The 16047-nt window shown below is 37.6% G+C and carries 8 protein-coding genes; 3 read left to right on the top strand and 5 right to left on the bottom strand.

Annotated features, from left to right (window positions below):
* The first annotated feature begins 311 nt into the window (after positions 1-311).
* A complete protein-coding gene (locus tag GJU43_RS08990; protein WP_154340438.1) occupies positions 312-4151 on the top strand; it encodes a T9SS sorting signal type C domain-containing protein in 3840 nt (1279 codons plus the stop codon).
* Positions 4152-4675: 524 nt separating this feature from the next.
* Positions 4676-8530, top strand: coding sequence for a T9SS sorting signal type C domain-containing protein (locus GJU43_RS23205; RefSeq protein ID WP_154340439.1), 3855 nt, complete (start codon positions 4676-4678; stop codon positions 8528-8530).
* A 58-nt stretch (positions 8531-8588) separates the two neighbouring features.
* Here GJU43_RS23205 and GJU43_RS09000 read toward each other — a convergent pair whose 3' ends face one another.
* From GJU43_RS09000 to GJU43_RS09015, 4 genes are all read right to left on the bottom strand, one after another.
* Entirely contained in the window at positions 8589-9455 is an 867-nt protein-coding gene (locus GJU43_RS09000) for a cupin-like domain-containing protein (protein ID WP_154340440.1), read from the bottom strand.
* Between the two features lie 81 nt (positions 9456-9536).
* Positions 9537-10625, bottom strand: a complete 1089-nt coding sequence (gene bioB / locus GJU43_RS09005) for a biotin synthase BioB (RefSeq protein ID WP_154340441.1) — start codon at positions 10623-10625, stop codon at positions 9537-9539.
* Between the two features lie 172 nt (positions 10626-10797).
* Positions 10798-11235, bottom strand: coding sequence for a hypothetical protein (locus GJU43_RS09010; protein WP_154340442.1), 438 nt, complete (start codon positions 11233-11235; stop codon positions 10798-10800).
* Between the two features lie 118 nt (positions 11236-11353).
* On the bottom strand, positions 11354-12283 hold the full coding sequence (locus tag GJU43_RS09015) for a bifunctional riboflavin kinase/FAD synthetase (RefSeq protein WP_154340443.1): 930 nt from the start codon (positions 12281-12283) through the stop codon (positions 11354-11356).
* Positions 12284-12480: 197 nt separating this feature from the next.
* Here GJU43_RS09015 and GJU43_RS09020 point away from each other — a divergent pair, with 197 nt between their 5' ends.
* Positions 12481-15243, top strand: a complete 2763-nt coding sequence (locus GJU43_RS09020; RefSeq protein WP_154340444.1) for a reprolysin-like metallopeptidase — start codon at positions 12481-12483, stop codon at positions 15241-15243.
* A 164-nt stretch (positions 15244-15407) separates the two neighbouring features.
* Here the strand turns inward: GJU43_RS09020 and GJU43_RS09025 are convergent, their stop codons facing one another.
* Positions 15408-16025 (bottom strand): ComF family protein, encoded by a 618-nt coding sequence (locus GJU43_RS09025; protein WP_154340590.1) that lies wholly within the window; start codon positions 16023-16025, stop codon positions 15408-15410.
* Positions 16026-16047: the final 22 nt, after the last annotated feature.

Consider the following 16047-nt stretch of genomic DNA (forward strand, 5'->3'; position numbering starts at 1 on the left):
ACAGAGTTGCAAATAGCAAATCTGCAGTCATCCAATCAGGTCTTACTGGTAAAAGTTACTTTAGACAATGATCATACGGCTACTAAGAAAGTTATATTTCAATAAAACAGAAACAATTTGTTTACTCCATAAAAAAACCATTTGCCGCGGCGAATGGTTTTTTTTATGCTTTTTCTTCTCCTTTAATGATAGTAAATATCCCCTGAAGTTGGTATTGCAAGATGTAAATAAGACTATTAAATTGCAGTAAAAATCTTATAATTATTAATTAAACATATTTGACTTTGAGAACAAAAATATTCTTTTTAATAATGGTAATCTGTTTCCTCAATAGAACAGAATTATACGGACAACAGGGAAAAGCAGACCGTACATTTAATACCACCGACGATGGCGTAATTGGTGATGGATTTGATAATATGGTAAGAACCTTATTTTTACAATGGGATAAAAAGCTCCTTGTTGGAGGGGATTATCTGACTTTAAACGGAATGCCATCGCCTTATTTGACACGTCTCAATACAGACGGTTCAATTGATGAGAGTTTTGATACAGGAACAGGTTTAAACGGAAAGGTTTACACTTGTTATGTTCAGCCGGACAGGAAAATTATAATTGGAGGAAGTTTTACAGCTTATAACGGCATAAGTTCAGGAAGACTAATTCGTTTGAATACTGATGGTTCACATGATCCATCATTCAATACGGCAATTGGAGCAACAAACGGAATCATTTATAAAATCTGTCCGCAGACTGACGGAAAAATTATTCTTGTGGGCAGCTTTACAAAATACAATAATGTTACCGTAAACAGAATTGCACGTATTTTACCGAACGGAGCACTGGATACTTCTTTTAGCACAGGAACGGGTTCTTCTGTGACTATTACAAATGCTGAAATATTAGATGATGATAAAATTCTTCTGGCTGGAAATTTTACTGCTTTTAATGGGATGGCAACAAACAGAATTGTCCGCCTGTATCCTGATGGGGGAGTTGATGAGAGTTTTAATATCGGAGCAGCTTTTAATGATGATGTAAACGCAATAGCAGTACAGCCTGATGGCAAAATTATCGTGGGTGGAAAATTTACGGCTTATAACGAGGTTATGGCCAATAGAATTATTCGGTTAAATCAGGACGGAAGCCCTGATGCCAATTTTCTTTCAGGTTCAGGTTTAAGTAAAGATGCTGTTCAGGTTATTAAAATTGATGCTTCCGGTACGATTGCAGTTGGTGGATCCTTTAATGGTTTTTATGACAATACTGAAGTCAATAGATTGTTTTTTTTAAATCACGACGGAACTCTGAAAAGTGATTTTTATACAGGATCAGGACCTGCCTCTTCTTCTGTTTTGGCTTTAGAAAATAATGCGGAAGGATCTTGGTATATTGGAGGTTCTTTCTCTGTTTTTGATGGAGTAAATCAGGGTAGACTGGCTAAAATTACTGCTGATGGAGAATATGATACCGCTTATTTAGCAGCAGGGATTGGTTTTAATAATTCTGTTTTAAAAGTTCTGGCATTAGAAAATAAAAAGACAATGGTATTTGGAAATTTCAATAAATTCAATGGAAAAACTAGTTCAAGAATAGCAAGGCTTTTGGAAAATGGTACATTGGATGAGACTTTTAATTTGGAGCATTCAGGTGCAAATAATGTTATAAAAACAGCTGTTCTGCAAAGCGATGGTAAAATTGTTTTTGCCGGAAATTTTACAAAATACAACGAATTGACTTGTAACAGAATTGCACGAATTTTACCCGATGGTGCAGTTGATACAACATTCAATTTCGGTTCAGGATTTAATAATCAGGTATATGCGATGGCAATTCAGACGGATCAAAAGATTATCGTGGCCGGTAACTTCAGTTTGTATAATAGTATACCAGCGAACAAAATAGTCAGATTGCTGCCAGATGGTTTGCCAGATGCCAGTTTTAATGTTGGTTTTGGCGCGAATGCGATTATTGACGCAATCCTCATTCAACACGATGGAAAAATTCTGGTTGGAGGCCGATTTACTTCTTTTAATGGTACTCTGTCTCCCGGTTTAGTGCGTCTCAATAGTGATGGAAGTATAGATTCCAGTTTCAACACGGGAACAGGTTTTGATAAAAATGTATACGTAATGGCTTTACAATCAGATCAGAAAATAATCGTTGGAGGATCTTTTCTGACATACAATGGTATTCCTCAAAAACGAATTCTCAGATTGAATCCAGATGGAGAGTTAGATACTACTTTTGATTCCGGGGCAGGCTTTAGTAAAGGGGATGTTTTGGCTATTCTCGTACAGCCCGATGATCGTATTTTGTTAGGCGGGACTTTTTCGGGGACATATAAAACGAAATCCTCCCCAAGGCTTATTAGGCTGTTAAAAACAGGAGAATGGGATAGCAGTTTTCAGGCTGCTTTAAACAATAAATTGCACACGATGACTTTTACATCTGATCACAAACTGATGATTGGAGGAGATTTCAATTCTGTTTCCGGATTGTCCAAACATAGAATTGCACGCTTAAAGATTTGCCTTGAAAAGACAGTTTGGGATGGTATTTCATGGTCTAATGGCTTTCCGTCGGGAACAAAAGAAGTTACTTTTACAGAAGACTATTCAAATTTAACAACGGCTAATAGCTGTACTTGTGCCATTACTGAAGGAAAAACAGTCACACTTCTAAGTGGAAATACTTTAAAAATTGAATTCGATTATACCGGTTCCGGAACTTTGATTTTAGATGATACTGCTAGTTTGTATCAGGAGGATGATGAAATTGTAAATGATGGAATCGTACAGGTAATAAGAAAATCATCTCCTGTTTTACAATTTGATTATACTTATTGGTCTTCTCCGGTAACAAATCAAAAGTTGATCGATGTTTCTCCAAATACATTGAAAGATAAATTTTTCTCCTATAATTATCAGTTGAAAGATTGGAATTTAGAAAATCCGTCAAACCCTATGATTTTGGGTAAAGCGTATATTATTCGTGGTCCGCAGCATTTCTCTCCAATATACGCTTCCAGGTTTGATGCCCTGTTTAAAGGGATTCCCAATAATGGAAAAATTAGTTTAGGTTTGGGAGATACGGATACTTTTAATTTAATTGGAAATCCCTATCCATCCGCTATTAATGCAGATTTATTTTTAGAAAAAAATACCGAAAGCATTAGGGGAACTCTTTATTTCTGGACACACAATACTCCAATTGCGAACTATCAATATGCTTCAGATGACTATGCGGTTTACAATTTGCTGGGAGGTGTCGGGACAAGAGCCGCATTATCTTCGGGAATAAATGAAACAATACCAGACGGAACAATTGCTTCCGGGCAGGCATTTTTTGCCGTTAGTAAAAATACCGGAACCGTTGCCTTTCATAATAGTATGCGCATTACTGGCAGGAACTCAATTTTTTTTAAGTCGGATACAAACAATAAAAACACGCAAAAATCAGAAATCGAAAAACATCGTATTTGGTTAAATCTTGAGAATACGAAAGGTGCTTTTAAACAAATTTTGATGGGCTATATCCGGAGATCTTCTGATTTGACAGCGGATGCTGATGGTTATAATGCTGAATCACTTAACGGGAATAAGTATGTTGATTTTTATAGTATTCTTGAAAAGAGAAATCTTGTAATTCAAGGCTCAGATATGCCTTTTGCGATATCAGATTCTGTTTCATTGGGCTATAATACAAATCTGGAAGGAGATTTTACTATTAGAATAGATCACCTTGACGGACTATATAAAAATTTGAATGTTTATATCGAAGATAAAACACTGAAAGTAATCCATAATTTAAAGGATAGTCCCTACTTATTTAAAACTTCCAAAGGCACTTTTAACGAACGTTTTATAATACGATATGAGGATAAGAGTTTAGAAAGCAGAAGTTTGTTAAAACCTGAAGACAGCATTTTGATTACAGAAAAAGGCCGGTCAGTACAAGTGCATTCAACAAAAGAAAAAATTCAGGAAATTGATGTTTTCGATATTTCCGGTAAGTTGATTTACACTAAAAAAACAATTAGTGATTTAGAATTTCAGTTACCAAACTTACAAGTGAGCAAACAAATTTTGCTGTTGAAAATCACTTTAGAAAATAATTATAAGGCAACCCGAAAAATTGTTTTGCCATAAGTAAGAGTACTGTCTTTCCTATCCAAAAACACTCATTTTCTGTAAAGGAGATGGTTTTTAACTTCTTTCTAAATGTTAAAATATCATTGTTTTTATGTTTGAAATTGAAAAATATCGTGTTTTTAGGATTAAAATTTTAATCCACTTCAAAATGCATTTCGTCGATAAACGTAAGCTTTATGGGCTAAACGGCTCTTTTTCAGGTGTACATAAAATGTATTAGTGTTAAAATCTTACATTTTAATTGGAAACATTTAATTTGCCTGTAAATAAAATCGTACCTTGTTGTAATGCTTGTCCAACTCACACAATTATAAGCCAGGAGGTACATTTTGTTTCTCTTTTTATCTGCCAAAATGTAGATTGCTATTTTAAATACCACTAAAGAAAACCGGCATTTTAGTATTTTTATGATAAGATGCATTTTTTAGTCCTCTTATTTTTTATGGTATTTAAAATTTAATGTTACCAGACTTCCCCCAGTGTTTGGTTTTTATTTTTCTTTTAACTTAAAAACTAGTCTGATGAAAAAAAAATTACCATCTTTTCTGTTTCCGTTTTCAATGCATTGTTCTTCTGAAGCTAATTTGCATTATTTAGAAATTCCGTTTTTTAAGACAAAACTTTCTTTTCTTTTTTTATTTGTTTTTGCCTCTTCAGTAGCGCAGACCATATCACATACCTATACAACTAATACTTCGGTATTCGTACCTCCGGGTTTAAGTACGATGACTGTTGAGGCATGGGGCGCCGGAGGTGCCGGAGGAGGTTCAAGTGTTCCCGGATCTGGTTTTGGAAGAGGAGGAGCCGGTGGTGGCGGTGGTGCATACGCAACAGCTGCGATATCAGTTTCGGCTCTAACCAATACCAATATAAATGTAGTCGTAGGGGCACAAACAGCCGGTACAACTGGTAACGGTGCAAATGGAGGCAACTCAACAATTACCGGTTTTGAATCTGTAATTTTAGCAGTTGGAGGATCAGGTGGTACAGCAAATACTGCAGGAGGCACACCAGCTGGCGGTACGGGAGGTCAGGCTTCTGCATCATTTGGTAATCCCGGTACAAAGACTTCGGGAGGTAACGGTGATCCTGGAGGAACTTCACTGCTGAGTCTTTTGTTCTCATCCGGTAAAGGTGGAACTGGTGGTGCACCTGGAGGTGGAGCGGGAGGAGCTGCTATTGCTAGTGTAGTTTTAGGTGTAAATAGTGTAGGTAATAATGGAACCGGCCCCGGTGGCGGTGGCGGTGGTGCTATGACCGCAGGTACAACGGGACCACTGGCCGGAGGTGCGGGTGCTCCCGGACAGGTTAAAATTGACTATACGTGTCCGACTTACAGTATTACCGGAGTTTCAGCAGCAAATGCTTGTACTTCAGCCGGAACCTCTTTGGTTACACTAACAGGAAGTGCTGCTTCTTTACCCGTAGGGACTTATACCGTAACGTATAACCGCAGTAGTCCGGCTGGCACTGGGCTTACGGCAACTTTAAACGTTGCTGTGGCCGGAACAGGTACTTTTACAGCAGTAGGCTTAACTTCTGCAGGATCACGTACTATTACGGTTACAAATCTGGCGTCAGGGGAATGTACCTCGACAATAGGGTCAAACAATGTCGCTAATTTGACTGTTTTTGAAACGACAGATGGGGGATCTGTAACAGGTACCTCACCCATTTGTTCCGGGGCAACGAGCGGTTTGTTGACCTTAAGTGATTATACTGGAACAATCTTAAATTGGGAATCATCAGTTAGTCCATTTTCAACCTGGACAAATATTCCTAACACAGCTGCAACTTATACTTCTGGCCCTTTAACTGTTACAACTCGGTTCAGAGCTGTAGTTCAAAATGGGCCATGTTCTTCCGCACATTCTTCCGCTGTAACGATAACGGTAAATCCGCTACCGCAGGGAAGCCTGACGGCGAACGGGCCATTTTGTGCTACAGGAGCAGGACAACTGACTTTTACAGCGACAGCCGGAACAGGCCCTTACACCATAGTGTACAAAGAAAATGGCGGAGCTGACCAAACGGCAACAAATGTCACAAGCGGTACTCCTTTTGCAACTTTTACAACTCCGGTAATTGCTTCAACAACTTATACTTTAGTTTCAGTTACTGGAGCAAATAGTTGTGTCCGAAGTGCTGCGTTTACCGGAGGTTCTGCCACGATAACGGTAAATCCGTTACCGCAGGGAAGCCTGACTGCGAACGGGCCATTTTGTGCCACAGGAGCAGGACAACTGACCTTTACGGCAACTGCTGGTACAGGTCCTTATGTCATAGTCTACAAAGAAAACGGCGGAACCGACCGTACGGCAACAAATGTCACAAGCGGTACTCCTTTTGCAACTTTTACAACTCCGGTCATTGCTTCAACAACCTATAGTTTAGTTTCAGTTACAGGAGCAAATAGTTGTGTGCGAAGTGCTGCGTTTACTGGTGGTTCAGCAACAATTTCGATTAATCCAATACCGACTGCTCCGATTAATTCCGGAGTTACTCAGCCGACGTGTGCGGTACAAACGGGTACAATAGTTTTAACAGGATTACCTAATATAAACAATTATACGATCACACAAACAGGTACTTTTCCAAACACTTATATGGGAGGCAGTGGTCCTGATCCAACAACTTATGTTATTACAGGCCTTGCTGCCGGAACCTATAACTTTACCGTTCAGTATGCGGGTAGTTGTGTTTCACCACCTTTATCTAATATTACTATAAATCCGCTTATAACTAATACTTACACTACCCTTGGAGGATGGTCAAACGGAACACCAACAATAAATCAAAACGTTGTTTTTGCAGATAATTATACTATTACGGGAGATTTAAACAGTTGTACCTGTATCGTGAATCCGGGAATAAAAATAACAGTCGCGGCCCTAAATACTTTGACGATAAACAATGCTTTAATTGTTGATCCTGCCGTGGGAACCGAATTAATATTTGAAAATAATGCAAGCTTAATTCAGATCAATAATAATCCGGGTATAAATTCCGGTACGATCACCTATAAACGAACAGCAAAACAAATTCTTTGGGGGGATTATGTATATTGGTCGACACCGGTAAGCCCGCAAAAATTAGTTGACGTATCACCTTTAACTTTGTTTGATAAATATTTTGGTTATAATGGAACAAATTGGGTTACGACTCCGGGAAATACCACGATGGTTGTGGGGAAAGGTTATATTATTCGCGGACCACAAACGTATTCAAATTCAGTAGGACAAGATTACACGGCTTCTTTTACAGGTGTTCCGAACAATGGGACGTTGTCTGGTGAAAATATGGATGCTGATAAGTTATATTTAATCGGGAATCCATATCCTTCTGCTTTGGATGCAGATTTGTTTTTGAATGAAAACTTATTTTTAGACGGAACCATCTTTTTATGGAATCACAACACTCCTGTGGGAACAGCGGCCCAATATCAATATAGCGACAATGATTATGCCAGTTATAATACAACCGGAGGTATAGGGACATCTGCAAAAAGCTCTCCGGGACATACGGATAATCCGGCAACAGATGCGGGGGTAAAACCAACTGGTGAAATTGCTTCAGGACAATCTTTTTTTGCAAAAACTATTAGTTCAGGTACGCCAACTTTTAAGAATACGATGAGATTAGGAGGTGCTGATAATAGTCAATTCTTTAAAACAACAAACACTGCAAAGAAAGCAGATTTGGAAAGACATCGTTTATGGCTTAATATGACAAACGAAGGAGGGGCATTTAAGCAATTGCTGGTAGGTTATATAGAAGAAGCTACAAATGGTAACGACAACAGATTCGACGGAATAACCCTTGATGCCAATCCGTTTCTTGATTTTTATAGTATAAACGGTACTTACAAATATGTTATTCAGGGACGCGCATTACCTTTTTCAGATAAAGATGTAGTTCCTTTAGGATATCGTTCTGCTATTGTAAGTGATTTTACTATTGGGATAGATGATTCAGACGGGGATTTGGAAAATCAGGCTGTCTACATCGAAGATAAAGTAACGGGACTGGTACATAATTTAAGGGATAGTAATTATACGTTTTCTAGCGGAATAGGAACTTTTGATAATCGCTTTATATTACGATACACCAATACTTCTTTAGGAATAGATGAATTTGAAAACTCCGGAAAAGAAATTGTTATCAGTACGAAAGATAAAGTAATCAGCATTTACGCCCGTGAGAAAACAATTAACGAGATTCTGATTTATGATCTAACCGGGAACCTTATTTACAGAAAGACAGAGCTTAATGATCCGGCCTTTCAAATTGTAAATTTAAGATCGCAGCATCAGGTGCTGTTGGTGAAGGTTAAATTAACAGATAACATTACATCCACTCAGAAAGTTATCTTTTAGATTTTAAAAATAGTCTAATAAAAAAGGCAGTTTACCATGAGGTATAACTGCCTTTTATTTAAAAAGTCTTTTGCAAATTCTCATGTGTATTCCGGATTGCTTTTTCATTTTTATAATCAATCCATTTCTGACCTTTGAATTTCCGCATCACAATATCGAAATGGCGCATAATGAAAACATTGTAAAATGCTTTTGATAAATTGGAGATGTTTTTTGGAAAAGAACGCAGGCTCATCGAAAATCCGGGTGTCAGATATTTCATGTAATGCCAATACCCTTCCGGCATGTATAACATTTCACCATGCTTGAGATTGGTAATATACCCTTCTGCATTTTTAAGTGCCGGCCATTTTTCGTAATCAGGATTGTCAAAATCAATGTCTTCCCTCGAGATCAAAGCATGGGGGACTTTGTACATATACTTTGACTGTTCCGGTGCAAACAACATACATTGTTTCTCTCCATGAAAATGAAAATGCAAAATATTGGAATAATCAATATCATAATGCATAAAGACTTTCGAATCCTGTCCTCCAAAAAACAACATGGGCATTTGGCGGACTAATTTTAAGCCGATATCCGGCCATAAAAAGTCCTCATTCAAGGTAGGAACCTGCTTCATTAAATTATAAAGAAAAATACGGTAATTGGTTGGTCTTTGTTCCAGAAGATCAATGTAATCGCTCATTTTCATTTTGGTATGAGCCTCATTAAAGCCATCCTTATGATTTACGGGTCTGTTATCGTATAAGGGAACGATTGTATTACCTGCGATTTCTTTTATATAGGATAATTTCCATTTATGATAAGCCGGCCAGTCTTCGGTCAGCTCTTCAATAACAACTGGAATTTGCTTTTTGACATATTGGGAAATAAAATCAGTTTTGGAGATTTTTTTTACCCTTTCGATTTGTTTTAACTTCATCTCTTTAAATAAAAAAATTGCTTATAACGCTGTGTTATAAGCAATTTAAAAATATTTATTGAGATTTATTAACTCTTTTGATTAATTTTTTGCTTTGATCGAAGCTTCAAGATTTCTTTCAATCGAATGTCCGGGTCTTGACCATTTTGGTTTTTCACCTAACGGAGCGAATTGAGAATCTGCTGCTTCAACCGTTTTGGGCTGTGAAACCTTAGTAAATGGTTTCTGCGGATTCAATCCTAACAACTCAAACATTTTCATGTCTTCCTGTACATCCGGGTTAGGAGTAGTAAGTAATTTGTCTCCTGCAAAAATAGAATTGGCTCCTGCAAAAAAGCACATGGCCTGTCCTTCGCGGCTCATATTGGTTCTTCCGGCAGATAAACGAACCTGTGTTTCCGGCATCACAATTCTTGTCGTAGCGACCATACGGATCATTTCCCAGATTTCAACCGGTTTTTCATCTTCCATAGGAGTTCCTTCAACGGCAACCAATGCATTAATAGGCACTGATTCCGGTTGAGGATTTAAGGTCGAAAGTGCCACAAGCATTCCTGCCCTGTCTTCGATACTTTCTCCCATTCCGATAATTCCTCCGCTGCAAACCGTAACATTGGTTTTACGAACGTTTTCAATTGTTTCTAAACGGTCTTCGAAAGCACGTGTCGAAATGACATCTTTATAATAATCTTCAGAAGTATCTAAATTGTGATTGTATGCATATAAGCCCGCTTCTGCCAAACGCTGTGCCTGGTTTTCGGTAATCATTCCCAAAGTACAGCAAACTTCCATGTCCAGTTTATTGATGGTACGCACCATCTCTAAAACCTGATCGAATTCTTCTCCGTCTTTTACGTTTCTCCACGCAGCTCCCATACAAACGCGTGAGGATCCGCTTGATTTAGCACGCAAAGCCTGCGCTTTTACCTGACTTACACTCATTAAATCATTTCCTTCAACACCTGTGTTGTATCGTGCAGCTTGTGGACAATAGCCGCAATCTTCAGGACATCCTCCTGTTTTTATCGATAACAGCGTAGAAACCTGTACTACGTTCGGATCGTGTTTTTCTCTGTGAATCGTTGCTGCTTCATAAAGCAGGTCCATCATAGGTTTATTATATATGGCGATTATTTCGTCTTTTGTCCAGTTGTGTTTTGTAATGCTCATTAATACATTTTTTTGATGCTTCAAAAGTAGTTAAATTGTTCTAATCCACCAATGATGTATTCTGTAAATGAATATTTAGCACGTTTTTTCAAAAAAGAAACACTCTAAAATCATAGAATTACATTTTTTTATGATTTTAGAGTGCTAAATTCTTTAATTTTATTTTGAAAAATTAATCTGCGACATATTTATTATTCCAATACAACATCATCATCAAAGTGACAATTACCGATGAAGCTATTCCTTCAAACAGCAGGCAGATGCAATAGGTTGGCACAGAAGGATCTCCTCCAAACATAAAAGTCGACGATAGTGTTTTTACATACGCATCACCACCTCTGGCATAACTGTAAACCAGTAATCCGAAAACACTCAGTGCCACACCTACTACAGAAGTGGCCATTGCAGAAACGGCATTGGAAACAAAATTGGTTTCGCCTTCATGAAGGTTCATTCGCATGGTTTTATTTACGCCATAAAATATAAAAAATACATTAAGGGTACGCAGATAAAATAAATCGGCAAGCCCCAATACATTCATCAGTAAAAAATAAATGCCAATTCCAAGGAATATTAAAAAACCGTTGGTGATTTCTTTAGGTAGTTTCATAATGGTTATTTTTAAAGAAGTTAATAGTAAACGATTGACAAACAGTGCTGTATATCAAATTTACTAAAAAAATAACTACGATGATTTAAAAATACCAAAAAGTACGCTGTGGAGTTTTCTAAAGCTGGCCAATAAATGCCAGCGCCGTTTTTTTATCCTGATTTAATTGTGCTTTCAGCAGTTCTACGGATCCGAATTTTTGCTCTTCACGAAGATAGTTCAGTAAAGAAATTTCAATTTTCTGCCCGTAAATATCAGCATCAAAATCAAAAAGATGTACTTCTATGGTTTGCTTTTCTCCGTTTACAGTTGGATTGTAACCAATATTCATCATGCCGAAAACTTTTGTTCCGTTAATCAGGGTCTGAACAACGTAAACGCCCTTTTTTGGAATTTTTTTATAGTCTTCTTCAATATGAATGTTGGCTGTCGGAAAACCTATAGTTCTGCCGAGTTGTTTTCCTTTTACCACTTCACCGTTCAGGAAATAAGCATATCCCAGATAATTATTTGCCAAAGAAATGTTTCCCTCATCTAAGGCTTTTCTGATTTTAGTGGAACTTACAGAAACATCCTGAATCTCTTCAGCTGAAATTTGCTCCACCTCAAATCCGTATTCTTTTCCAAAAGCAATTAAATCATTAATATCAGCCGTTCTGTTTCTGCCAAAACGATGATCATGACCAATAATTATTTTCTGAATATGAAACTGATCCACCAAAATAGAATGCACAAATTCTTCGGCCGTTAATCTTGAAAAACTTTCGTTAAACGGATGAATGACAAGGTTTTCAATTCCGGTTTGTTCGAGGAGTTTTGTTTTTTCGGAAATCGTATTTAAAAGTTTAATTTCTGATTTTTCCTGAAGGACCATTCTGGGGTGCGGGAAAAAAGTAAGAACCAGACTTTCGTATTTGCCGTTTTCAGTGTTTTGCGTAATTCGCTCCAGAATTTTTTTATGACCAATATGTACACCATCAAAGGTGCCAAGAGTTAAAATAGTTTTCTTGGTGGACCGAAAATCGTTTATAGAATGAAAAAGCTTCAAAGCAAATTATTTAAGATGGTGCAAATTTATACTATCTATTTTAAAATCGATGCTCAGCGGAATTGATTTTTTAATGAAATTTAGTTTCTTTTTGTTAAAAAGCGGTTAGTCGTCGATGAAAAACAATTAAATGTCTAATATATATAATAATTTAATTTAATTGGTTTATTTTTGATAGTTTAAATACCACTCGATTTATGAAAAAACTATTACTTTTTATATCAATTGTTTTCTGTTATACCCATACGAATGCTCAAAACGATGGTTTGTGGCAGAAAGTAAATGCAACTTCTGTTTTTAACAGAAAGGTAAATTCTGAAGATTCAGAGAAGTTGTATTTTAAATTAAATGCAGATTTCCTGAAACAAAAACTGGCAGCAGCAACAGATAAACAATCAAAAAGTAATACTTCACAAATTACTTTTCCAAATCAAAATGGAATTTTAGAACGTTTTACGATTTGGGAATCTTCTAATTTTGATCCGGAATTGCAGGCAAAATATCCGGATATCAGAGCGTATGAAGGAGTGGGTATTGATGATAAATCGGCAAAAATCCATTTCAGTCTTTCGCCGGCCGGCTTGCAATCTATGGTACTTCGTACCGATAAAAGCCCGGAATTTATAGAAAACAATCCGGATGATAAAACGCAATATGTAGTTTTTGCTTCGAAAAGTACGCTTGGGAAGGCCAAATTAAATTGTTCTACAAAAGAAGGTTCCAATAATCAGAAAACAGCAAAAAATGCGCTTGCCTCAAAAGAAACGGCAAACAATAAGGTTTTTAAAACTTTGAAACTGGCACTCTCTTGTACTGGAGAATATGCGACTTATTTTGGAGGAACAAAAGCGGGAGCATTGGCGGGAATGAATGCCACACTAACGCGGGTAAATGGAATTTTTAACCGGGATCTTGCTGTGAAATTGGTTTTGATTGCGAATAATGATGCGATTATTTATACCAATGCATCTACTGATCCGTATTCTAATGCTTCTGCCGGAACGGATGGTGCCTGGAATCAGGAAGTTCAGACTACTTTGACAAATGTAATCGGAAATGGTGCATATGATATAGGACATCTTTTCGGTGCTTCAGGCGGAGGAGGAAATGCAGGATGTATCGGTTGTATTTGCGTGGATCCGACAACTTCTGAACCTGCAGGAAAAGGAAGTGGTTATACGTCACCTTCTAATGCAAAACCGGAAGGAGATACTTTTGATATTGATTTTGTAATTCACGAATTTGGGCATCAGTTAGGGGCCAATCATACTTTTTCGTACGATGGTAGTGAGAGAACAAATGTAAATGTCGAGCCGGGAAGTGGTTCTACCATTATGGGATACGCCGGAATTTCTGAGGGGTACGATGTGCAAAATAACTCTGACGATTATTTTGCCTATGTGAGTATTCTGCAAATTCAAAATACACTTTCGGGTGTTAGTTGTCCTGTAAGTACAGCTTTGACCAATAATCCGCCAACCATAAGTGCCGGCTCTGATTATACAATACCCAAAGGAACTGCCTTCGTTTTAAAAGGAACAGGTTCTGATCCGGAAGGAGATACAATAACCTATTGCTGGGAGGAAAACGATAATGCAACAAGTACATCGGGGGAAACGAGTAAAGCATACGCAACAAAACCTGACGGAGCTTTATTCCGTTCTTTTCTGCCGGTTAGCTCACCTGTTCGATATATGCCACAACTGGATGCTGTGCTGCAAAATAAATTATCATCTACCTGGGAGTCTGTTTCCAATATTGCCAGAACTTTGAATTTTACTTTAACAGGACGCGACAACGCAACTCAGGGCACAGCGCAAACCAGAACAGACGCTATGGCTGTTGTGGTAAATGCAAATGCAGGACCTTTTGCCGTTACTTCTCAAAACACAGATAATATTGGCTGGGCAAACGGAAGTCAGCAGACTATTTCATGGAGTGTGAATAACACTACTACTATAGCTGGTTCTGCTAACGTAAATATTAAACTTTCTACAGATGGCGGCTTAACGTTTCCAACTACATTAGTATCCAATACGCCAAATGACGGTTCGGAAATTATTACGGTTCCAACTGATATTAAAGCGACAACCTGCAGATTGCTGATTGAGCCAACGGCTAATATTTATTATGCTGTAAACAGCAATCAGTTTGCTATTGGTTACACGGTTTCAACAGATTCAAAAACCTATACTTTCAATACTCCAATTGTTATTCCGGATGGGAATTTAACCTATACCACAAGAATAATTACGGTGACTGCTCCCTTCAGTACAGCAAAAAATACCATTACGGCAGGTATGGGCAATACTCAGCAAACCGCAAAAAATACAGCTGCTCCGGATGGAACTGCTATTAGTGATGTCGATTTGAATATTAATTTTACACATACTTATTTATCAGACGTTCAGATTAGTATTATGAGTCCTTCGGGCACTATTGTTAATTTGTTTGACGGAAGTTGTGGAAGTGCCTCAAATACTTTGGATTTAAAATATGATGATGCAGGAAGTGCGATCTCCTGCGGAATGACAACGCTGCAAACGGTTTCTCCGGCAGGTAAATTAAGTGCGTTTAATAATGAAAATCCTTATGGTGACTGGACCTTAATGGTTCGTGATATTGATGCCGGAAAAACAGGTACAATAAACTCGGCATCGATTACCATTCAGGCTCAAAAATTTACCTTAGGAACCGATGAGGTGGTAACGGCTATTGATTTTGCCCTTTTTCCCAATCCAAATAAAGGAAGTTTTACGATTCAGTTTTCACCGGAATCTCCGTCAGGGGTTAAAGTTTTGGTGTCTGATATTTTAGGACGAACGGTTTATTCAAAATCTTTTGCACCGTCTTCTAATTTTAATGAAAATATTCAGCTTTCCAATGTTTCTTCAGGAATTTATCTGGTAAGTGTTATTGATGGTAACCGAAAAACGGTTAAGAAAATAGTAATTAATTAATTTGTAACTCGTTAGTTGCAATTGAAAATTAGTGTCAGGCTGAGCGGAGTCGAAGCCCCTTTCATGTGAAAAAGCCTTCCACTTCGCTCACGATGCCCTTCGACTCCGCTCAGGATAACATTGATTTCTAAAAGAATAAAGACATTTCACTCAAATTTATATTTTTAGTGCGCCATTGCCATACAGACAATGCTGATCTTAGCTCCCGGAATTTTTAACAGCGCACGGGAACAGGCTTCGAGTGTGGCTCCGGTAGTCAGGACATCATCGACAATTAAAAAATGTTTATGATGGATTTCTTCTGATAAAAGGACATCAAATATGTTTTCTATATTTTCTGATCTTCCCAAAAGATTCTTTTTTGATTGTGTTTTCGAATATATTTTTCGATATAAAACAGCGTCATTATAAGGAATGTTCAGATTTTCGGCTATGGCTTTTCCAAAAGTACTGACCTGATTATAACCTCTTTCCTTAAATTTTCTTTTGTGCAGCGGTACCGGGATAACAACATCAAACGGAGATACTAATGTTAGTTTTTTCAAATCTTCTGCATACCAGTTGCCTAAAAGAGTTCCGATTTCTTCCCGTCCTTTGTATTTTAGGTTATGAATGAGTTCCTGTACAATCCCTTTTTTATTAAAATATAAGAAAGCAGATGCATGCTCAATGTCAATTTTCCCATAAAACTTTTTGACGGCTTCATTTTTAGGATCCAGATGATATTGGGTCAAAGGCATTTCGTGCCGACATCTACTGCACAATACACTTTCATAAGTCATTAAAATAGTATGGCATCCGGCA

This window comes from Flavobacterium sp. LC2016-23 (assembly GCF_009674775.1).
Taxonomy (GTDB): Bacteria; Bacteroidota; Bacteroidia; order Flavobacteriales; family Flavobacteriaceae; genus Flavobacterium.

Bases quoted from the DNA above. Each gene is read 5' to 3' on its own strand.
- GJU43_RS08990 (WP_154340438.1), top strand. From the start codon at position 312: ATGGTAATCTGTTTCCTCAATAGAACAGAATTATACGGACAACAGGGA.
- GJU43_RS23205 (WP_154340439.1), top strand. From the start codon at position 4,676: ATGAAAAAAAAATTACCATCTTTTCTGTTTCCGTTTTCAATGCATTGT.
- GJU43_RS09000 (WP_154340440.1), bottom strand. From the start codon at position 9,455: ATGAAGTTAAAACAAATCGAAAGGGTAAAAAAAATCTCCAAAACTGAT.
- bioB (WP_154340441.1), bottom strand. From the start codon at position 10,625: ATGAGCATTACAAAACACAACTGGACAAAAGACGAAATAATCGCCATA.
- GJU43_RS09010 (WP_154340442.1), bottom strand. From the start codon at position 11,235: ATGAAACTACCTAAAGAAATCACCAACGGTTTTTTAATATTCCTTGGA.
- GJU43_RS09020 (WP_154340444.1), top strand. From the start codon at position 12,481: ATGAAAAAACTATTACTTTTTATATCAATTGTTTTCTGTTATACCCAT.
- GJU43_RS09025 (WP_154340590.1), bottom strand. From the start codon at position 16,025: ATGACTTATGAAAGTGTATTGTGCAGTAGATGTCGGCACGAAATGCCT.